This is a genomic window from Colwellia sp. 6_MG-2023, from assembly GCF_030547765.1.
GTDB lineage: Bacteria > Pseudomonadota > Gammaproteobacteria > Enterobacterales > Alteromonadaceae > Colwellia.
In genome coordinates, this window is the sequence record NZ_JAUOPP010000011.1 from 48623 (window position 1) to 70961 (window position 22339).

Consider the following 22339-nt stretch of genomic DNA (forward strand, 5'->3'; position numbering starts at 1 on the left):
CAATCAACTTCGAGAATTTTTTGAAAAAGAATTTTAACCACAAAATACCAACCACATGATTCTGGTTAATTAATACATTCGTTATGAGGTAAGTGTGTATTGATTAGGCCGTTAACAGTAAAAGGTTCTTTAACTGAGTTTTTATTAAATGTAACTTTAGTTCCATCGAGATAACTAAAATCTCCTGCTGCATTCAAATGCCATAAGTTATCATCAAGCTTTTCAAAACAAAAATCACCTGTATCGCCATGACTAATTAATATAGGTTTATTAATTCGTTTTGCTAGTTCTGTAAATGCTTTTCGGTACTGTATAAAAGCATCGCATTTTTTCAATGTAACGGTGTCGCACATACCACTTTCCAACACTTCCTTTTGATAAATATCAGCTTGAAAGCCTATGATTAAAGCATCATAATCTTCTGCTTTACTCTCAATGGTACTAAGCCAAGCAAAGTTGAACTCATCGCGTTTATCTGCCTTTTTTAATGCCAATGCTACATTTGACTTATCGATATGATTTCTGCCATTACTAGTGCCAACTATGTGTAGAGTACCTACAGCTAAGCGATCATTAATCCATAATTTATTTTCTATTTGTGCAGGCTGCGCCTTAATAGCGGTTAAATATTTATCTAATAATGGCGGTGTTTGATACATCAATGTAGTGATGAAATCTAACCGTTCTAACTCATTAAAGCTGTAAGTTAACGTATCACGGTCACAATCAGTCCATTCATTATCACCAGGGGTATAAATTATCTTCCCAGGATAAACTTGATTAATAATGGCCTTATGCTGTTTTAGCAGCTCATCAGTACACGACTCACCACCACTTTTCATATCACCCAGATGCATAACGACTGTTGGCTTAACGTTGTTAACTAGTTGGTATAAGACACCATCGGGCCCTTGCAGCATTGTTTTTTCTTTATCGCTATAGGGAGTATCAGCCAAGATAACAAGTGATTGTGCCCAAATCATGGAGCTTGTCATTACCAATGAAAGAAACACTAAATTAGAGATAAGCTTTCTGCGAAAAAAACAACTTAAAATCATAAGGAAACCTAATAAATTAAAATAATACAATATAAAAGGCTAGCGTAACTAAGTCAGTAGTATAATGCAGCTTTTATCTTAATAAACCTCTGACAGTTCACTCGTGCTATTTAGGTGATAATACCCAACAGATAGAGATTGGGCTTTTATTTTACTGTTGAATAAAATGTTTATAGACGTAAAATCAGAGTGTCTTCTCCTATAAACAGGTATTTACTAAATGAAAAAAATTGTTTTTATAAGTCGGTTAGACAATAAAGTCCAATTACAATGGTTATCATGTTTAAGACAGCAATTACCTGAGGAAACCATTCTACTGCCTGAACACGTGAGTGAAGATGAGTTTCAATATGTTGATATTGCCATTGTTGCAAATCCTGAACCAAGCGTTATTGCTAAGTTTCCAAATTTAGTTTGGATACAAAGTCTATGGGCTGGTGTAGAAAAATTAATAAGTGAAAAATCCCTTCAACACATTAAAATTGTAAGGTTAATTGATCCTGAATTGGCAAAAACCATGGCGGAAGCGGTTGTTGCCTGGACCTTATATTTACATAGAAACATGCCGGAATATGCTCTTCAGCAACGTAACAAACAATGGCAACAATTACCTTACATAGCAGCTAGAGATACACGTGTTGGTGTATTAGGAGCTGGTAATTTAGGGGGAACGTCTTTAAAAAGCCTACAACAATTACAATACCCAGTAAGTTGTTGGAGCCGAACACCAAAACAGCTTGAAGGAATAAAGAGTTATTCCGGTAATAGTGGTTTGCACTCTATTGTTAAAAATAGTGATATTTTGATCAGTTTATTACCACTTACCGCTGAAACACATCACTTACTAAACGCACCTTTATTAACGTTACTTCCTTGGGGAGCCAAAATAATAAACTTCTCTCGCGGTGCTATCATCGACACTAAGGCAATGCTTGAGTTATTAGAGAGTAGGCATATTTCACATGCCGTGCTTGATGTATTTGAACATGAGCCATTACCTGTCACAGATCCTATATGGAGCAATCCAAATATAACCGTGCTTCCGCATATTTCAGCGCCAACAGATATGAGTTCATCAATAAAAGTTGCAGCTGACAATATAAAGAATTATCGTGAATTTTTGATCATCCCTGAGACGGTCAATACTCAATTAGGCTATTAAGCGCTTAGCCTAACGTAATCAAGGTAAAGTAACGAATATATATTTAGCTTCAATATATTTAACCTGAATTTACTTAAGTTTAAGCTGAATATATACATATAACTAAGAAGTGAGTACACACAACAATAAAAATGAGACCTTAGCCTCATTTTTATAAATAATTTTAAGCTTGTTATTATGCTAAATTTTATTAAAAATCAGCACTTATTCTGGATTAACAACCACTGGAATTACCGTTAACAAGGCACGTTGGCCAATAGCAACATTCGCATTTGGAAAAATAATAGCTTCGCCCTGCTGCTTAGTTTTTATCGCTTTATCACCATCAGTGGCAATAACAGTACCAATGGGAAAATCGGTAAAATTCTCTACATCATCAGCAAAATGAAACTTAAAATCTTTATTTTTCCTATCAATAATTTGATCAATTTCAAAAAAACTAAAGTCGTCTTTATTATACTCAGGTAACGTTAACGACTTTTGTGAAATTAATGCCGATAAGCTCGTTTTTACCTTTGAGAATTTTGCCATATCATTTTCACCAAAAGGCATCACTTTACCTAATTCAACAGTAAAAGCATGTGCACCAAACTCATTTGATGAAAAATAACTAAATGTTGTCGTAGGTGAATTAGAAAACAAAATAGTGTTTATACCACAGGCAAACATAAACTGTAGCTGAGTTTTCACCCAAGGTTTATTATGCTGAAATGGATAAACTGCAAACTTGTCATTTTTAGAGCCACGTATTGCCGTATGTAAGTCATAATGAAAACGTTCAATTGCCTTACTACTAGGTAAGCTAGCTTGTTCAGAGCCGGCAATAAAAAAATCTCGAACGGTGTTTTCTAATAACAAGGCTCGATCACGTTCTTTGTTTATTAAACCTGCCCCCTGCCCTTGGTCAATAGAATGACCACCAGAAAAAAGACGATTCAAATTTTCTTCAACAAAGCGTTTACTAATATTAATAGACGGCGGATTACCAAAAATAAATAAGGTTCTATGTTCTACATTTAATTCACCTAAGATAACTTGCTTAATAAGTTCATTACAAATTTCAATTGGTGCGGTTTCATTACCGTGGACAGCACTTGATAAAACAATATCTTTGCTTGAACTATGACTTAAGGGTTCAAAAACAATAATACCTGTATCAAGTACTGAGACCTTTGTTTTCGCCGAGCTGTAACGACAAACAACCTCAAAATTAAACCTAGCCATTGAAAACTCATGACTACGCGTTAAATGTAAAAAGTCTCCATTTGCCAATAATTCTTTTTTTAACTTTTCTGCCGACAATTGTTTTTGTGGGTATGACATTGTTAACCTTTATATTTTTATACTGTTGAGCGTAACATTAAGTCTTATTTAATTTAAAGCCCTGCAGCTTGAAAAGCAGCACTAACAATATCTTGCGCTTCTTTAATAATCATGTGTAAATGTTGTTCATCAATAAAGCTTTCAGCATATATTTTGTATATTTCTTCGGTACCAGATGGGCGAGCAGCAAACCAGCCATTTTCAGTAACTACTTTAATACCACCAATAGCAGCATTATTGCCTGGTGCATGTGAAAGAATTTCAGTTATTTTTTCACCAGCCAAAACATCTGCCGTAATATCACTGCTTGATAATGCTGTAAGTACTTTTTTCTGTTCAAAAGTAGCGACCGCTTCAACTCGACCATAACAAGGCTCGCCTAATTCTTTTGCCAGTTCAAGATAATGCTGGTGAGGATCTTTACCTGTCACAGCTAAAATTTCTGCTGCTAGTAAAGCCATAATAAAACCGTCTTTATCAGTAGTCCATGTGCTGCCATCACGTGCTAGAAACGTTGCACCCGCACTTTCTTCTCCGCCAAAGGCGTAGCTTGAATCATGTAAACCATCAACAAACCACTTAAAACCAACAGGAACTTCAGATAAAGGACGCGCTATTTTTTTCGCAACGCGGTTAATTAATGAACTTGATACGAGGGTTTTACCAATTTTACAATCCGCTGACCAATTTCTATGAGTCATTAGGTAATTAATGGCGACCGCTAAATAATGATTAGGGTTCATTAAACCACCTAACTTAGTAACAATGCCGTGTCGATCAAAATCAGGATCATTACCCACACTTATATCAAAATCATCTTTCATAGCAATTAAACCAGCCATTGCATAAGGCGATGAACAATCCATACGAATTTTTCCATCTTTATCTAAAGGCATAAAAGCAAAACTGGCATCAACAACAGGGTTTACCACCTTAATATTTAAGCCATATTTTTTAGCAATAACTGGCCAATATGCGATACCTGAACCACCTAAAGGATCAACACCAATAGTTACACCAGCTTTTGCGATAGCCTCCATATCAATCACTTGATTAAGCTGACTAACATAATGCTCAATAAAATCTTGTTGAGAAAGCAATGGCGATTGTACCGCTTGAGCAAATGAAACTTGTTTTACGTCGACTAAACCCGCTTTAATTAACGCATTTGCTCTTTGTTCTATCTGTTTCGTTATTTCACCTTCTGCAGGCCCCCCATGAGGTGGGTTATATTTAATGCCACCATCTGTAGGAGGATTATGTGAAGGCGTTATAATTAAACCGTCAGCTAAATCACTTTGGTTCTCAATCTTATTATGACTAATAATTAAACGTGAGATAACAGGAGTCGGTGTAAAACCACCACCAGATAGTGAATCATTTTGAATAACAACATTAACGCCATTGGCAATAAGTACCGCGATTGTGCTAGCAAAAGCCGGCTCTGATAAAGCATGGGTGTCTTTACCTAAAAAAAGTGGCCCGGTAATTTTTTGTTCATGACGATATTCAACCACTGCTTGACATATTGCAAGAATATGAGCTTCATTAAAGCTAATTTTAGCAGACGAACCTCTATGTCCTGAAGTACCAAAGCTTACTCGCTGAGCCGTAATAGCTACATCTGGCACTTGTAAAAAATAGTCGCTAACTAATTGACCAATATTAATTCTATCTTCAGGGCGAACTGGCTTACCTGCGTGTGGATGAACTGACATAGTATTCCTTTTGTTAATCGACTTATTATTTATATTATTCGACGTATATTAATGTGAATATATTAGCGTTAAAGTAATTCTCTGATTTTTTCTACATCATCATCATTGTAACCAAGTGATGTTGCGGCTTTAGTTAGCATCATTTTTTTACGCGTAGTATTTGAGTTAGTTAATACCCAAAATGGACTATCTGGTATTTGTTTTGGTTTAGTGCTACTACCACTAGCAGCTAATTCAGCTTCTGAATTAGCAAAATACAAACGATCACGACCACAGATTTCTGTCACAACTCTAAAACGGTTTGGATGAGCTCGATAAAGTGCAGCTAATATAAGTAAAAATCGCCCAACAGCACCGCGCTGCATAGCCAGTTCTTCTTTATTAATAAAATTAAAGACACTTTCTGAACTATTATCAAGCGCTTCAATCTCACTCGATTCACTAGTATCTGCTTCAGTATTAGCAGAACTTTCTGATAAAGGCTCTTCTAAAACATCGTTGTCTACACTTTCTTCTGACAAAACTGCCTGTTGAGCTGTCTCATTAAGTTTAAGTAAACGACGCAAAATACTTGAAGCATTCTCACCAATAAACTGTGTATTGGCAACAATGTGAAGATATAAGTCATCGTCTATTTCAATATTTTTCATTTATCATTAGCTTCTATAATTTTTTAATGGCTACAAGATTATACCAATTAAATTAATTAAGGGTACAGAATTCAACGAGAAAAAACTTACAACAATGAGATAATTACTCAACATAAAATAAAAAAAATTTAATATTTCATGATAAAATTATCATAAATGAAATGTTAATGGCGAAAAATAAAATGGCAGCAAAGAACTTGTCACAGTTAAACGATGATCAATTACACAATAAACAACTAAGTGAGCGACATCTACATTATCAGCAGCTTGGCCAAGGTGAACATATTGTATTAATTCATGGTTTATTTGGCAGTTTAGAAAACTTAAACATGGTCGCTAAAGGGTTAAGTAAACACTATTGTGTTACCAGTATTGACGTTAGAAATCATGGTAATTCATTTCATCGCCAAGGGATGAATTACCATGAGCTTGCTCAAGATGTTATTAACCTATTAGATAGTTTAGCAATTGAGTCTTGTTGTATTTTAGGTCACTCAATGGGTGGAAAAATTGCAATGCAAATTGCACTATCCTTTCCTAAAAGAATAAAAAAACTAATCGTAGCGGATATTGCACCTATTAACTATCCAGCTCATCACCTAACGATTATTAAAGGTTTACAAGCGCTAGACTTAAGTAAAGTAAAAAAACGTAAAGATGCTGATGATCAATTAGCAATTTATGTAGACAATGTAGGCGTAAGACAATTTTTACTACGCAACCTATCTATCAATGAAGATGAGCAGTTTTCTTTTAGATGTAACCTAGCAAATATCGAACAAGGTTATCATCAAATAATGCAAGGAATTGAAATGAATAAAGGTCCTTTTACTGGCGATACTTTATTTATTAAAGGTGGGAATTCTGATTATATTTTACCTGAGCATCAAAGCGTTATAAATACTCTGTTTCCTAACGCGAAAGCTAAAGTAATTCAAGGTGCAGGTCATTGGTTGCATGCTGAAAAAACAGTTGCCTTTAACAAGTTAACCTTAGACTTTTTAAGTTAGTTTTCTCTTGAACAATGATTTGGAACAATTAACACAATTTTTCTTACAAAAAAACTCAAAATTTAGCTCGAATATCAATGAAAATAAATGAGTTTATGCCAACACTGTGCTATAGTTCCGCCAATTTTTATGCTTACTATACTAACTGATTAAAATGCTAGCTGAACATTTCGAACTAATAGAAACTATCGGTCTTAATTTATTTTTTCTTTTCATTTTTGGCTTTATTGGTTTGTCCATCCATGATGTGATGAATAAAAATGACGTCCCAAAAGTCGGTCGACTGGTCGTTTATTTTGTATTATTTTTAGGCTGTGCTGGTTTCATTGCCAAGGGTATTATTCAATTCATCTGGGAAAGTCAGGGAGTTGGCTAGTGGCAAAAGAGTTAACAGATTTAACCACCATTGATTTATTTAATGATGAAAAGCGTCCTGGACGACCGAAAACTAGTCCACATCCACGTAATGTTCAAATTAGAATCAATAAACGAAATCAGGTTAAACGAGATAAAAGTAACGGTTTAAAAAGGGTTGAATTTAAAGTTCACCTTAGCTTATTTGAGCAACTAGAAGAATTAGCTAAAAGTAAAAATATTAATCGTAGTGAATTAATCGAAACACTGTTGATTAAGTCATTAGCAAAAGAAAGTAATTAAATTAATACTAAATTAAAGTTATAAGGTAAATTTCCATGGCAATCGTAGGTTTATTTTTTGGTAGTGATACTGGTAATACTGAAGCAATAAGTAAGATGATCCAGAAAAAACTAGGCAAAAAAATGATCGATGTTAAAGACATCGCTAAAAGTACAAAAGAAGAAATCGCTGAATTTGATTTAATTATTTTAGGCATTCCAACCTGGTATTATGGTGAAAACCAGTGTGATTGGGATGATTTTTTACCTGAGCTAGAAGAAATTGACTTTACTGACAAACTTGTTGCTATATTTGGTTTAGGCGATCAAGAAGACTATGCTGAATACTTTTGTGATGCAATGGAGCCACTACGTGATATTGTGGAAAGCAAAGGTGCTATTGTTGTGGGTAATTGGCCAACTGAAGGTTATGAATTTGAAGCTTCTAAAGCCTTAATTGATGAAAATACCTTTATCGGTTTATGTATTGACGAAGATAGACAGTCAGAGCTAACTGAAGAACGTGTTGATAAATGGGTAAATCAACTCAATGATGAAATGTGTTTATCTGAACTCTCTTAATTGTTAGCTTTTGCGCTCATAAAGCAGAAGAGTCATCTTTGATAAAATACAAAAAGCTCATTTATTGAGCTTTTTGTATTTTAAAACGAAAAAATATAACATTTAACCAAACTATCACTTTCACCAAGCTTGATAACAACCTATACTTTCACTTTTATCATTATACATAGAGAAATTAATTCCATGGCAGATCAAAATGAAGAACTAAAAAGAGCTGGACTAAAAATTACCCTGCCACGTATTAAAATTCTTACCATTCTACAAAACCCAAAAAATCAGCATATTAGTGCTGAAGATGTTTATAAACTATTACTTGAGCAACAAGAAGAGATTGGCTTAGCAACAGTATATCGCGTGCTTAACCAATTTGATGATGCTGGTATTGTTAGCCGCCATCATTTTGAAGGTGGTAAATCTGTTTTTGAATTATCGCATAAAAAACATCATGACCACTTAGTTTGTTTAAAGTGCGGTAAAGTTGTTGAATTTGAAGATGATGTAATAGAACAAAGACAAAAAGATATTGCTGAATCACATCAAATCACATTAACAAACCATAGTTTATATCTATACGGGGAATGTAAAGATCAAGATGCGTGTGAAGCCTATAGAAAAGCGAACCTTTAATAAATAAACCTTATTAAAACATAGATACTTATTTTTAGCGTATGGGATAATCTTCCACGAGAATAAAGTTTTATCGGCTACCATAAGTAATTAAGGAGCAAAAATACTTATTTTTGTTCCTTATTCATTGACTTATCACTTCTTAATGCCACAACTATGTTGCTTCAAATTTTTAGTACTTAATTTTTAGTACTTTAGGTCGTATAAAAAAACTAATAATAGAGCCAAAAAGATCATCATATAATGATTCTATTTCCTCTTTACTAATACTGCCCTCACGTATCAACATCTCATACTTTTGATCAGGCTCTTTCACCATATACTCGGTAGAAATAAACCCGTTCTTTTCATAAAACGCTTTGCGCTTCACTCGCTGTTCATAGTTTTTAGCTTTTTTATCAAGTTCTTCGATATTTAATATTATTCTTTTCCCAATATATCTATCTTTTAATGATGCCATCACCTTACTTCCATACCCTTGAGAGCGTAATGATTCTGATATAGCCAAAAACTGTACAAAAACAATGTCCTTAAACTCAGCAGAATAAATCAGCCCAATCCACACATCATTTTCATAGAGTACATTAAAACCTTCCTTACCATTTCTAAGTTTATAACGAAGTAAAAATGTTGGTATGCGCTTAGCACCAGGGAACGCCTCTTTATAAAGTTTTATAACCTCAGTGTAATTAGCATCATGCTTATTAAGTGCTTTAAAATTTATATTCATATGCCGTACTCATAATAATGCTGTAGAACTTATCTTTTAGGAAATTATACCTTAAGAACGAGTAGATAAAATCCTGAAAAATACGTTATGTGAAACCTGAATCAATCTCTTACGATAAGCTAACTTTTGCATGCTCTACTAATACAAATATCCTCAGTTATTCGTAATTGAGAGTCAATTAGACAATACTGATGCCTGCTAATACACCCAGAATAATCAGCGAAAATATTAAATAGAGTCACAGCAACCAACAGTTATTCCCCCTGCTTAGCGCTTAACTGTCAGCTTATTATAGATTTTAATTTCTGGGGGTACATATAGAGTTAAAGTGATTTGAAATAAGTTACGTTGAGCAACTATAAAAAGGCACGTCTGCCCTTTTATAGTCAATAAACTAGAAAATCCCCCTAGCTTAAGCTTTCTTTAAATAGGCTGAAACAAGTACGATACGCGTACCATTAACTTTACCTTCAATATGTTCAGGGTTATCAGTTAACGTAATACCACGTACTAGAGTACCTTGTTTTGCCGTAAAGTTGGCACCTTTTACTTTTAAGTCTTTGATCAAAGTAACATCATCACCGTCATGTAACTCAGCACCATTACTATCACGTGTTGGGCCCTCACGTTGCTCAGCTGCAATACCTTGCTCTGCCCAAGTTTTTACGTCATCTTCCATATAAATCATGTCTAATGCGTCTTGTGCCCAACTTTCAGCTGATAACTTATGCAACATACGATAAGATATTACTTGTACAGCAGGCTCTTGGTTCCACATGCTGTCATTTAAACAGCGCCAGTGGTTCATATCTAATTCTGCTTCACCGTCAATTTGCTTTTGACAAGTATCACAAATATAAACACACTGTTGTGCACTTAAATCACTCGTTGGCGGTACAGGATATACTGAGAGGTTATTTGTTGCTGTGCAAAGTTCACAGCTATTATTACTACGTTGTTTTAATGCATTTTCGTTAGGCATATTGGTTCCTAATATTAACCTTGATGATATAAGATAAACTTAATTTTCAGTAACATAATTATACATTATTTTTTTATATCTTTTGTAAGAAAATCTATACTCACTTGGTAATTAAATATTGTTGCTAATGATAGACAAAGCTTAACTTCAATGATAAAAAGCTCGGCAATAAAAATATAATAAGGCGTCAGCATGACAATACATTCCAACACAGAAAAAAAATCACTACTAACTAAACTAAACGCATTCGGGTTAGTACCCCAAATCATCATTGCCATTATATTAGGGATAACACTTGCTGTACTAGCCCCAGAAGTCGCTATTTCATTTTCAATTCTTGGTAGTTTATTTGTTAATGCACTAAAAGCTGTAGCGCCAATTTTAGTATTAGTGTTAGTTGCCTCGAGTATCGCTAATCAAAAAATCAACAGTGATGCTAAATTAAAACCAATAGTTGGCTTATATTTACTTGGTACACTTTGTGCTGCTTTTGTCGCTGTAGTGCTTAGTTTTATATTCCCAACGACATTAACATTAGATATAGCTAGCGCGAGTGCTACTCCACCACAGGGCTTAGGTGAAGTATTATCAACCTTGGCTTTTAAAGTAGTCGAAAATCCAATTAGTGCCATCGTAAACGGAAATTTTATTGCCCTATTGGCTTGGGGGCTTGGCTTAGGCTTCTCACTTAAACATGCGAATGAACAAACAAAAATAATGGTACATGATTTCAGTGAAGCGATATCGAGCATTGTGCGTATTGTCATTCGCTTTGCCCCTATCGGTATTTTTGGTTTAGTTGCCAATACCATTGCGACTACCGGGTTTTCAGCATTAGCTGAATATAGCCATCTTGTTGTGATCCTACTTGCTGCAATGTTAATTATTGCATTAGCCGTTAATCCATTAATTGTATTTATTATTATGGGGAAAAATCCATATCCATTAATTTTTACGTGTCTTCGTGAGTCAGGTATCACCGCATTTTTTACTCGCAGCTCTGCTGCAAATATTCCAGTCAATATGGCGTTATGCAAAAAGTTAGATTTACATGAAGATACCTACTCTGTTTCAATTCCTTTAGGTGCAACTATAAATATGGCAGGTGCGGCAATAACAATTACCGTGTTAACCCTAGCGACAGCTAACAGCTTAAATATCGATGTAGATTTTGGCACAGCTATCTTATTATCAATCGTGGCGTCTATTTCAGCCTGTGGTGCATCAGGTGTCGCAGGTGGTTCACTATTACTAATACCTTTAGCTTGTAATTTATTTGGTATCAATAATGACATCGCAATGCAAGTGGTTGCTATTGGTTTTATTATTGGTGTTATTCAAGATTCAGCTGAAACAGCACTTAACAGCTCTACTGATGTTGTTTTTTCTGCTGCAGCTTCGCACAACATCACAAAATAGAGTTTAAGTAATACTAGAAGATATTATCTCGATTGGCTATTCTATAATATGTGTATTTTATAGTTCAGTTGTTAAACCTTATGCAGTGAAAGCACTTTAATAAACTGGCTATTACCGCATTAGTACAAGTATAGAAACACCATTACAGAGTAAAATGAATGCCAATAAAAAACGCCTCACAAAATGTGCGGCGTTTTTTATTAATCAAACTTAATCATTCTTTATTAGTGAATTTTTATAAACTAATAGAATAATTAAATTAAAGTGATTTTTTCTTACGACGTAAAGCTATACCAGCTAAACCAAGACCTAAAATAGCTAAAGAAGTAGGCTCAGATACTGGTGTAGGATTAGTAGTTTCAGTGTAGTTATATGTAACATTTAAGCTAGCACCAGCTACAGTATCTACTGAAATTACAGTGTTACTACCGCCAGTTCCACCAAAATTACCGAAAGCAGTTAAACCTGAAGTAGAAACATTACCAGTACCGATAAAGCTTAGGAAATCAGTATTTGAAGAATCGATAGTAGCGTTGATCGTATCAGTACCAGTTAAACCAAACGCGGTAAATATATCAGAGCCATCAAGTGCTCCATCTGCACCAAGAGCTACAAAACCAGTATCAGCACTCAAGTTTATAGTAAGTGAACCCAAACCTAAAAATGTACCTATAGTTTCAATACCTACACTGCCTCTTGTAGTTTGTGCTAGATTATCATTATTGTTTAGAGTGATGTCTGATAACATGCTAGCAGAAAAACTAATATTAATAGTATCAAGGTTACCTAAGCTAGCATCAAATTGTGAAACAGTTAATACATCACTCCATTCAGTGGTAGAAGCAGCATGGTTATCTGAAAAAGAAATCACACCGGCTTGAGCTAGTGGAGATAATGCCATAACAGTAACAGCAGCTAGTAATTTTTTCTTGAAAGTTTTCATTGTCATCCTTTATTTATCGATAAATTCATTCTGTTATCCTATGAATGATATGCAAATGTTTTACTATACCTTTCATATACTCTAGAAACAGTTTAAAAAAAGTACTGTTTTACAACAGCCTACCAAAATAAAGCACATATCATGCCAACAAAAATAGGAGCAATAAGGTGTTGATATATAAAGATATTTTACAACTTATTATTTTCCACTTATTTTAAAAGCTACTAGTGTAAAAAAACTCGACACAAAAATAATGATTTAATTTAATTAAAATAATCGCATAGGTTGTTTTTTGTACAGGTTATTTGTAGCGTGTGACTAAGAAAGGGACTGCTAGTTACCTGGTGATTATGACCAGTTTAAAAGAATACTATCATCATTATTTTTAGGGATATAACGTTGACAAACAAAGTGCCCTATCGCAGCGACTAATACATCATCATAATATAAAAAAGGGATCCTTTTCCGTTGCCAAACTGGAATATTTAACTCTTGAAGTATCTTTTTTAGACTACGAGAATGATTTCTATAATCAGGTAAACAAATAGGATTGCTATGATTAAAACGTATTGTCACTTTTTGTCCTGCATTCGGCATTATAATTCGTTGAGATGCTACGGTAATGTCTTGGCTAGTTTTCTTTAAAAAATATAATTTCCCCAAATTATCGGGTAGCTCAATTTCTGTTTTCGGCTCATTGAACACGATATCAGTATGCCAATTGCTAATATCTATAAAGTCAGCGGTTAAATATAAAGTCCCCTTATGACGACGAATCACATTATCACCAACTTTCACTACAGGGTTTTTATCACTATCCGCATTCAATTGTAGGTACAGTTGAGCTAGCTGTTCAGTACTTGGCATTAAACAATTATTTTTAGTTAAAAAATAACGAATTACATTATTAAACCGTTGTTGAGATAACTGAGTTAACGATCTCACCGTTAAGCTATTCACGCCACTAATACAAAGGTTAAGGTCTTCTTCAGCCAACTCATCAAGTAATAACTGCCCTTCTCTGCAATGTTCACTACTGCGATTAATGGTACTAGTAATGCTAGGCCAGCGCTTCATTAATAGTGGCATAATATTATTGCGAATAAAATTACGATCAAACCGAGTATCTGTATTTGACTCATCTTCGACCCAGGTTAAATCATTAATTTTGGCATAATCAATAATGTCAGCTCGAGATATTGATAATAATGGTCGCAGTAATAAATCTTTCTCTTGTCTAGTTTCATTACCCATAGCTGATAGACCTTTTAAACCTGACCCTCGCTTAAGGGCAAGTAAGAAAGTTTCTGCTTGGTCGTCACTATGGTGCCCAGTAATGATCAATGAAGGTGTTTGATAAATCGAATGTAAAGCTTGATACCTTGCATCACGCGCTAAAGACTCTAATGACTTCTGTGCTTGTGCTTGGACATTAACCCGACATATTTTTAACGGTAAATTAAGCGCTAAGCAAGCTTGTTCAGCAAAAACTTGCCAAGAAAAAGCATTGTCACTTAAACCATGATTAACATGACATACAGTTACAAGGTTAGTAATAGGTTGCGTTAAAGGAGATGCTTTCTTTAACGATGCTATGGCATGTAATAAGACTTGCGAATCGACACCACCACTATAAGCAACAACCACAGGCATGTTCGGATGTTTACTGATGGCGTTTAGCAGTGCTAACTCTATGGGATGCATAAATAGCCTAAACTTGTTTTAATCAATTTTTTTAACTGGTTAAACATTATAAAACCAAATTGATACTTGTGTGGATTGAAAATTAATAGAGGGGAGATAGTCATGAAAGACTGGTTGTAGATAAAGTCTTTAAGGGTATAAACACTTTATCTACAACCTATATTAATAATAAGTATTAATATAGGTTGGCAATATAATATATTAGCAGTAGCCAAATGACATTAACTTATCATATCGACTTTCAATCAACTGTTCTTTATCTAACAGATCAAGTTCTGCTAAGTTACTTTTTAAAGATTCTTTTAACATTGCTGCCATATGATCCATATCGCGATGTGCACCACCTAATGGCTCTTCCACAATATTATCAATTAACTCTAATTCTTTAATACGCTGTGCAGTTATACCCATAGCTTCTGCAGCTGTTGATGCTTTAGCAGCGGTTTTCCACAAAATAGATGCACAACCTTCAGGTGAGATTACAGCATAAGTAGAATATTGTAGCATATTAACTCTATCACCAACCCCAATTGCTAACGCACCACCAGAGCCACCTTCACCAATAACGGTACAAATAATAGGAACTGACAAGCGTGCCATTACTTTTAAGTTCGTTGCTATAGCTTCACTTTGACCACGCTCTTCTGCACCAATGCCAGGATAAGCACCAGGAGTGTCAATAAAAGTAATAATTGGCATATTAAAACGCTCTGCCATCTTCATTAGACGTAATGCTTTTCGATATCCTTCAGGACGAGGCATACCAAAATTACGTTTAACTTTTTCAGTGGTCGAACGACCTTTTTGATGACCAATAATCATCACAGGTCGACCATCTAAACGTGCAGTACCACCAACAATAGCGCTATCATCAGCATACGCTCTATCACCAGCTAATTCATCAAATTCAGTAAATATACGAGATAAGTAATCTAACGTATATGGACGTTGTGGATGACGGGCTACTCGTGCTGTTTGCCAAGGATCTAAATTGGCAAAAATCTTTTTGGTTTGTTCTTTATTTTTTTCACGTAACTGAGAAATTTGATCTTCTAAATCAAGATCTAGCTCCTGACCTGCATTAACAAGCTGAAGCTCTTCTATTTTTGCATCAAGTTCGGCAATAGGTTGTTCGAAATCTAAAAAATTTAATGACATATGCTATTTTGCACCTAAAAAATGGTCTTAATTTTCTTTCATTACCGATTTTATCATCGATAACACTTAATTATTAATTTTAACGGATAGCGTTAAAGCTAGCTCTGAAATATATATTATAAAAACTATTCAGCTACTTAAACTGTAAGGTGACATTTTCTTCACCTAATAGTTCTTTTAAATCATATAATAACATATCTGCTGGCGATACCCGCCATTGTACTCCAAGTTCTAACATGCCGCGAGCTTCTTCTCTTTGATAATAAACCCTCACAGGGCAAGTACCTTCTTTATGTGGCGTTAAAACTTGTGTAAATTGTTCAATAAAACTGTCGCCTAGTTTTTCTTTATGCACTCTAACATCTAAAGAAGTAACATAGTTTTCTCTAGCATCAGCTACCGTCATAATATCTCTGGCGGTCATTGTATTACCTCCAGAGTAATCATCAAAGCTGACCTGTCCACTACACACTAAAATTGCATCAATTTCGAGCAATTCAGAAAATCTATCATAGTCATCTGGAAATAATCGTATATCCATACGCGCACTTTTATCATCCAACGTTACTAATGCCCAGCGACGACCACGTTTATTAACCATAACGCGCACACCAATAACTAAACCGACAGCAACCGCTTGCTTATCACGACCGGTTGGCTGCATGCCCACTAAACGACTAGTAGAATATTTTTTAATTTCAGCTAAATAACGATTAATAGGGTGACCTGTTAAATATAAACCTAAGGTCTCTTTTTCACCATTAAGCCAAACTTCTTCCGGCCACTTTTTTACTTCTTTAAATGACTGCCTAGAATCGGTTTGTTCATCATTAATTAAACCAAATAAATCATTTTGTCCTAACGACTCAGCTTTTGCATGCTGCTCAGCTGCTTTTATTGCTTCTGGCAATGTTTCAAATAAAGCTGCTCGATGTGGTAAGTCTTTACCGTCACTTGTTAATTTATAGGTCGGTCCAAGTGCATCCATAGCACCTGATTTTATTAACTTCTCTAAAACACGTTTATTTGTTTTCTTTAAATCTAAACGCGCACAAAAATCAAAAAGATCAATAAAAGGACCGCCTGATTGACGTGCGGCAATAATCGCTTCAATAGGACCTTCTCCTACACCTTTTACCGCGCCAATACCATAAACAATTTGATTATTATCATTAACAGTAAATTTATACTGACCAGCATTAACATCTGGCGGTAATAAATCAATATTCATATTGCTACATTCATCGACTAATGTAACAATTTTTTCAGTGTTATCCATATCCGCAGACATAACGGCTGCCATGAACGGTGCCGGAAAGTGGGTTTTCATCCATAAAGTTTGATAGGAGACCAACGCATAGGCTGCTGAATGAGACTTGTTAAAGCCATAACCCGCAAATTTTTCTACTAAATCGAATATTTTAATAGCTAACTCGCCATCAACACCGCGATCTATTGCACCTTTTTCAAAGCCAGCACGCTGCTTTGCCATTTCTTCAGGCTTTTTCTTACCCATAGCACGACGCAGCATATCTGCACCACCTAATGAGTACCCAGCCAAGACTTGTGCAATTTGCATAACTTGTTCTTGATACAAGATAATACCGTAAGTTGGCTCTAAAACAGGCTTTAAATCTTCATGTTGCCATGTCGCATCTGGGTAGCTGATTTCTTCGCGGCCATGTTTACGCTCGATAAAGTTATCAACCATGCCTGATTGCAATGGCCCAGGGCGAAATAACGCCACCAAAGCGATAATATCTTCAAAACAATCGGGTTTTAATTTATCAATTAACGACTTCATACCGCTAGATTCAAGCTGAAAAACTGCGGTTGTTTGTGACGCAAGTAAAACTTTAAAACTGGCAGGGTCTTCAAGATCAATGGTCGTTATATCAATAGGCTCTTTACCGGCTTTTAACAGCTGAGCATCAGCCATCTCAATTGCCCACTGTAAAATAGTTAAGGTTCTTAACCCTAAGAAATCAAACTTAACTAAACCAGCATCTTCAACATCATTCTTATCAAACTGTGTAACTGGATTCTTACCTTCATCATCACAATATAAAGGTGCAAAATCAGTAATAGTGGTAGGCGAAATAACAACACCACCAGCATGTTTACCCGCATTACGTGTGGTGCCTTCAAGGATCCGACACATATCAATCAGATCTTTGACTTCAGAGTCTTGTGCATAAATTTCAGGTAGCTTCGGCTCTTCTTCAAATGCTTTTGCTAAAGTCATGCCCGGTGTTGGCGGAATAAGCTTAGAAATTCTATCAACAAAACCATAAGGATGCCCAAGTACACGACCTACATCGCGAATTACCGCTTTCGCCGCCATAGTACCAAAAGTAATAATTTGAGAAACCGCATCACGACCATAAAGTTCCGCAACATGATCAATAACCTCATCACGTCGATCCATGCAAAAATCAATATCAAAATCTGGCATGGAGACACGTTCAGGATTTAAAAAACGTTCAAAAAGTAAATCGTATTCAAGTGGATCAAGATCAGTAATATCAAGCGCATAAGCGATAAGTGAACCAGCCCCTGAACCACGACCCGGGCCAACAGGAATATTGTTATCCTTACTCCATTGAATAAATTCCATTACAATAAGGAAATAGCCAGGAAATCCCATATTATTTACAACTTCGAGCTCTATTGCTAAACGTTCGTCGTAAGGTTTTCTGATTTCACTAAAGTTATCAGCACTGGTATCAAATAATTTATTAAGGCGCTTTTCTAACCCTTCTTTAGATACCTTGATAAAATAATCATTAATTTCTAGACCATCTGTAGGAAAGTCAGGTAATACATATTCACCTAATGTCACTGTTACATTACAACGTTTAGCAATTTCTACAGAATTAGCTAGCGCTTCAGGAATATCACTAAACAACTCACACATTTCTGCTTCAGAGCGTAAGTATTGTTGTTCGCTATAACGTTTAGGGCGTCTTTTATCATCTAATGTATAACCATCATGAATAGCAACACGGATTTCATGTGCATCAAAATCCTCAGGCGAGAGAAACATCACTTCATTTGTGGCAACAACAGGCAGTTCGAAGTGTGTAGCTAAATCAACAACAAGATGTAGGTAATTTTCTTCATCAACTCTGCCAGTTCTTATTAATTCAAGATAAAAGCAATCATGAAAGTGTTGCTGATAAAAGCTAACCATTTGCTCAATAAGTTCATTATTACCTTTTAATAATGCTTTACCTATATCGCCTTCTCTACCTCCAGATAACAGTATTAAGCCTTGTTTATATTCAGCTAACCATGCTTTATCAATGACAGCTTTATCTTGAATATGTCCCCGCATATAGGCTTTGGAAATTAATTCAGTCAGGTTTTTATAGCCTACATTATCTGTAGCAAGAACTACGATACGAAAAAGCTCATTGCCTAATTCTTCACTTTTCACCCAAAAATCACAACCGATTATAGGCTTTAGACCTGCACCGTGAGCTGCGTGATAATACTTTACCAAGCCACAAAGGTTTGTTTGGTCCGTTAAAGCTATTGCAGGCATATTTAATTCAGCCGCTTTAGCAACAATAGGCTTAACCTTTTTCAAGCCATCACACATGGAATAATCACTGTGAACGCGCAAATGAATAAATTTAGGATCTGTAATCAATTCCTGGTTAGGATCCATCTGTGCTATTTCATTATTCACTGTATCACTCATTTATAAGGCCCAATACTCTAGCAACAGGTTTAAAACTTTGTCGATAACAATCGAGCACTCCAAGCTCAGTGATTTTTTCTAAATGCGCTTTCGTAGGATACCCTTTATGTTTAGCAAAACCATATTCAGGGTATAATTTATCAAGAGCAATCATTTCATTATCACGAGCAACCTTGGCAAGTATTGATGCCGCGCTTATTTCAATAACACGTGCATCTCCTTTCACTACCGCTAAACTAGCAATAGGGCCTTGCTCACTATTAAAGGTTGGTGTACGATTCCCATCAACTAACACATAGTCAGGAGTAACAGATAAACCTTGAACAGCTCGCTGCATAGCAAGCATAGTGGCATGTAAAATATTTAAGGTGTCAATTTCTTCCGGACTAGCTCGTCCGATAGACCATGCAACTGCTTTTTCTTTAATTTCTTCACTTAACAAGGCACGTTTTTTTTCAGTAAGTTTTTTCGAGTCCTTAAGTCCTTCAATAGAATTATCAGGATCTAAAATTACGGCAGCAGTAACCACATCGCCAACTAACGGGCCTCGCCCCACTTCATCGACCCCAGCAATACAATAAGCAACAGGGTATTCAAAATCAGGTAAAATTATTTTTGGAGCCATGGGAATTATTACTTATTTAAAAGAGGTGTATTTGAAGTATTAAGCAAATCAATCACTGCATTTGCTGCTTGCTTACTTGCATCACATTTTAACTGTTGATGAATAAGTGTAAACGTATCGTTTAATTGAGATTGATCTTGATACAAGCGTTCTTTTACCAAAGGAATAATCTTTTCTGGACACACTTCCTCTTGCAATAACTCAGGTACCAATGTTTTGTTTGCTAATAAATTAGGTAGAGAAAACCATTGGAGTTTTACTAACCATTTGGCTAGCAAGTGCGTAATCATATTAAACTTATAGCAAATTACCATAGGTCTTTTAATTAAAGCTGCTTCTAAAGTTACCGTTCCTGAAGCAGTCAATAAGCAATCACTAGCCGCCATAACCGTTTGAGTTTTATCAATAACAAGTTGTACCTTTAAATTAGGTGCTAATTGCGCTTTCAACGTATTGAACTGTTGTGCTCTTTTTTCGCTAACCATTGGCGCAATAAAGAGTAAGTTTTCATCCTCTTGCTGTAATTGCATCGCACTTTGAAAAAAAGGTGCTAATAAACGAGATAACTCACCACCTCTACTGCCAGGCATTAACGCAAGGATTTTATTTTCAAGAGGAAGATTAAGTATAGCTCTTGCTTGTTTTTTATCACTTTCCATTGGAATATCATCAGCTAAAGGATGACCCACAAAAGTACAAGGGACTTGATGTTTATCGTAAAAAGCTTTTTCAAAAGGTAATAAAGAAAGCACCATATCGGTTGCTTTCGCTATTTTAACAATTCTTTTTTCACGCCAGGCCCAAACAGAAGGGCTAACATAATGAACAGTTTTTATTGCTTGTTGTTTTAAACGAAGCTCTAAGCCAATATTAAAATCTGGGGCATCAATACCAATAAACACATCAGGTTTATTGGCAGTAAAATAGTCAACTAATGATTTTCTCACCGCAAATAATCGTCGAATGCGGCCCAGTACTTCAACAATCCCCATAACCGCTAATTCTTCCATAGAAAATAAACTTTCAAAGCCAAGTTTATCCATTTTAGCGCCGCCAATACCAATAAATTTAGCATCAGGATATTGAGATTTTAATGCAGTAATTAAGCCAGCTCCTAATGTGTCACCGGAGTGCTCACCAACAACAATGGCAAAAATGGGGGAAGAAGTATGAGTGGTTAAAATTGATGACACTAGTTAGCTCCTAGGTTTATTTTTCTAAGTAACCTGAACTTGGTTTATAATATTTATACTCTAGCTCAGTGGTTTGCTACTTTATTTTATAAAAAATCAAGGTGAACTTCATGTCGATAGCTAGCTATTGTGAGTAGATTTGACAATGAAGTTAAACAAGCACTTGCAAGAAAAATACTTATTAAACCAAGTTTAGACTAGTACTTATTATTACTAAGTACTAGCCCCTAGGTGCTAAAACTTAGTAATAATGCAATATTAAATCGCAATGTATTAACGAATAATACCGCGAGTAGAGTTTTTAATCGATTGAGTAAAAAGCTCTAATTCTGACGAAGGATCTCCGAGTGCAGCTATAGCATGTAAAGCGTCATCAACCGATTGTTTTTTACGATAAATCTCTTTATAAGATCGCTTAATTGATAAGATAGTATCACTTTTAAAACCTCGGCGTTTTAAACCTTCACTATTTAAGCCAAAAGGCTTCGCTGGATGACCTGAAGCCATAACATATGCAGGAACATCTTTTAATACAATCGCATTGGCAGCAATAAAACTATGAGCACCAACATGGCAAAATTGATGAACACCCGACATACCACCAAGAATAACATGGTCACCTATATGAACATGGCCAGCAATAGATGCATTGTTAGCCATAATACAGTGGTTACCTACCATGCAATCGTGTGCCACATGAGTGTAAGCCATAAATAAGTTATTATTACCAATTTGGGTAAGGCTGTTGTCTTGAGGTGTACCTCGATGAATAGTACAACATTCTCTAAAAATATTATTGTCGCCAATAACTAACTCTGTTGGCTCGCCATCATATTTTAAGTCTTGGCAATCTTCTCCTATACTAGCAAATTGGAAGATTCTATTACCTTGACCTATTTTAGTTGGTCCATTAATGACTACATGAGAACTAATATGACAATTGTCACCAATAATGACATTGCTTGCTATATGAGTCCAAGGACCAATAGTAACATTTTTTCCAATAATTGCGCCTGGCTCAATTATCGCTTGTGGATGAATCATAATATCTCTGTTATCTATTTCAATTAAAGTATAATGCTGGGAGTGTAAAACTTGAGAAGTGTTATATCGT

Annotated in this window: 20 protein-coding genes; 7 read left to right on the forward strand and 13 right to left on the reverse strand. The window is 35.3% G+C overall.

The window, feature by feature from the left end:
• Nucleotides 1-65: 65 nt before the first annotated feature.
• Nucleotides 66-1058 carry a hypothetical protein gene (locus Q4503_RS08850; RefSeq protein WP_252727566.1) on the reverse strand — a complete coding sequence of 331 codons (993 nt, stop codon included), beginning with the start codon at nucleotides 1056-1058 and terminating at the stop codon, nucleotides 66-68.
• A gap of 220 nt (nucleotides 1059-1278) precedes the next feature.
• Between Q4503_RS08850 and Q4503_RS08855 the strand changes: the two genes are divergently transcribed.
• Nucleotides 1279-2220, forward strand: coding sequence for a glyoxylate/hydroxypyruvate reductase A (locus tag Q4503_RS08855; RefSeq protein ID WP_303602037.1), 942 nt, complete (start codon nucleotides 1279-1281; stop codon nucleotides 2218-2220).
• Nucleotides 2221-2424: 204 nt separating this feature from the next.
• Here the strand turns inward: Q4503_RS08855 and astE are convergent, their stop codons facing one another.
• From astE to seqA, 3 genes are all read right to left on the reverse strand, one after another.
• Nucleotides 2425-3543 (reverse strand): succinylglutamate desuccinylase, encoded by a 1119-nt coding sequence (gene astE, locus Q4503_RS08860; protein WP_303602038.1) that lies wholly within the window; start codon nucleotides 3541-3543, stop codon nucleotides 2425-2427.
• A gap of 53 nt (nucleotides 3544-3596) precedes the next feature.
• The gene (gene pgm, locus Q4503_RS08865; protein WP_303602039.1) at nucleotides 3597-5261 is read right to left on the reverse strand and encodes a phosphoglucomutase (alpha-D-glucose-1,6-bisphosphate-dependent); all 1665 of its coding nucleotides are present in this window, start codon (nucleotides 5259-5261) and stop codon (nucleotides 3597-3599) included.
• 68 nt (nucleotides 5262-5329) lie between these two features.
• The gene (gene seqA / locus Q4503_RS08870) at nucleotides 5330-5911 is read right to left on the reverse strand and encodes a replication initiation negative regulator SeqA (protein WP_303602040.1); all 582 of its coding nucleotides are present in this window, start codon (nucleotides 5909-5911) and stop codon (nucleotides 5330-5332) included.
• Nucleotides 5912-6078: 167 nt separating this feature from the next.
• On the opposite strand from seqA, the gene Q4503_RS08875 reads away from it, so the two are divergent.
• From Q4503_RS08875 to fur, 5 genes are all read left to right on the forward strand, one after another.
• Complete coding sequence (locus Q4503_RS08875) at nucleotides 6079-6921, forward strand: alpha/beta fold hydrolase (RefSeq protein WP_303602041.1); 843 nt, start codon at nucleotides 6079-6081, stop codon at nucleotides 6919-6921.
• A gap of 154 nt (nucleotides 6922-7075) precedes the next feature.
• Nucleotides 7076-7297 carry a DUF2788 domain-containing protein gene (locus Q4503_RS08880; protein WP_215973749.1) on the forward strand — a complete coding sequence of 74 codons (222 nt, stop codon included), beginning with the start codon at nucleotides 7076-7078 and terminating at the stop codon, nucleotides 7295-7297.
• Entirely contained in the window at nucleotides 7297-7578 is a 282-nt protein-coding gene (ybfE, locus tag Q4503_RS08885) for a LexA regulated protein (protein WP_215973748.1), read from the forward strand. Before Q4503_RS08880 ends, ybfE begins: the two co-directional genes overlap by 1 nt.
• Nucleotides 7579-7613: 35 nt before the next feature.
• Entirely contained in the window at nucleotides 7614-8138 is a 525-nt protein-coding gene (fldA, locus tag Q4503_RS08890) for a flavodoxin FldA (protein WP_215973747.1), read from the forward strand.
• A 183-nt stretch (nucleotides 8139-8321) separates the two neighbouring features.
• On the forward strand, nucleotides 8322-8765 hold the full coding sequence (gene fur / locus Q4503_RS08895; protein WP_215973746.1) for a ferric iron uptake transcriptional regulator: 444 nt from the start codon (nucleotides 8322-8324) through the stop codon (nucleotides 8763-8765).
• Nucleotides 8766-8937: 172 nt separating this feature from the next.
• Here fur and Q4503_RS08900 read toward each other — a convergent pair whose 3' ends face one another.
• Together Q4503_RS08900 and Q4503_RS08905 are read right to left on the reverse strand one after the other, a co-directional pair.
• A complete protein-coding gene (locus tag Q4503_RS08900) occupies nucleotides 8938-9495 on the reverse strand; it encodes a GNAT family N-acetyltransferase (RefSeq protein ID WP_303602042.1) in 558 nt (185 codons plus the stop codon).
• Nucleotides 9496-9907: 412 nt separating this feature from the next.
• The gene (locus Q4503_RS08905) at nucleotides 9908-10477 is read right to left on the reverse strand and encodes a PhnA domain-containing protein (RefSeq protein WP_215973744.1); all 570 of its coding nucleotides are present in this window, start codon (nucleotides 10475-10477) and stop codon (nucleotides 9908-9910) included.
• Between the two features lie 192 nt (nucleotides 10478-10669).
• Here Q4503_RS08905 and sstT point away from each other — a divergent pair, with 192 nt between their 5' ends.
• Nucleotides 10670-11896: a serine/threonine transporter SstT gene (gene sstT, locus Q4503_RS08910; protein ID WP_215973743.1), complete on the forward strand. Its 1227-nt coding sequence runs from the start codon at nucleotides 10670-10672 to the stop codon at nucleotides 11894-11896.
• Between the two features lie 259 nt (nucleotides 11897-12155).
• Here the strand turns inward: sstT and Q4503_RS08915 are convergent, their stop codons facing one another.
• The 7 genes from Q4503_RS08915 to lpxA form a co-directional block, all read right to left on the reverse strand.
• Nucleotides 12156-12839, reverse strand: a complete 684-nt coding sequence (locus tag Q4503_RS08915; protein WP_215973742.1) for a PEP-CTERM sorting domain-containing protein — start codon at nucleotides 12837-12839, stop codon at nucleotides 12156-12158.
• Between the two features lie 348 nt (nucleotides 12840-13187).
• On the reverse strand, nucleotides 13188-14543 hold the full coding sequence (gene tilS, locus Q4503_RS08920; RefSeq protein WP_303602043.1) for a tRNA lysidine(34) synthetase TilS: 1356 nt from the start codon (nucleotides 14541-14543) through the stop codon (nucleotides 13188-13190).
• Between the two features lie 201 nt (nucleotides 14544-14744).
• Nucleotides 14745-15701, reverse strand: coding sequence for an acetyl-CoA carboxylase carboxyl transferase subunit alpha (accA, locus tag Q4503_RS08925; RefSeq protein WP_215973740.1), 957 nt, complete (start codon nucleotides 15699-15701; stop codon nucleotides 14745-14747).
• A gap of 133 nt (nucleotides 15702-15834) precedes the next feature.
• Entirely contained in the window at nucleotides 15835-19353 is a 3519-nt protein-coding gene (gene dnaE / locus Q4503_RS08930) for a DNA polymerase III subunit alpha (protein WP_303602064.1), read from the reverse strand.
• Between the two features lie 46 nt (nucleotides 19354-19399).
• Nucleotides 19400-20032, reverse strand: coding sequence for a ribonuclease HII (gene rnhB / locus Q4503_RS08935; RefSeq protein ID WP_215973739.1), 633 nt, complete (start codon nucleotides 20030-20032; stop codon nucleotides 19400-19402).
• Nucleotides 20033-20040: 8 nt separating this feature from the next.
• Nucleotides 20041-21225: a lipid-A-disaccharide synthase gene (gene lpxB, locus Q4503_RS08940; protein WP_303495249.1), complete on the reverse strand. Its 1185-nt coding sequence runs from the start codon at nucleotides 21223-21225 to the stop codon at nucleotides 20041-20043.
• Between the two features lie 273 nt (nucleotides 21226-21498).
• Nucleotides 21499-22269 (reverse strand): acyl-ACP--UDP-N-acetylglucosamine O-acyltransferase, encoded by a 771-nt coding sequence (lpxA, locus tag Q4503_RS08945; protein ID WP_303602044.1) that lies wholly within the window; start codon nucleotides 22267-22269, stop codon nucleotides 21499-21501.
• Nucleotides 22270-22339: the final 70 nt, after the last annotated feature.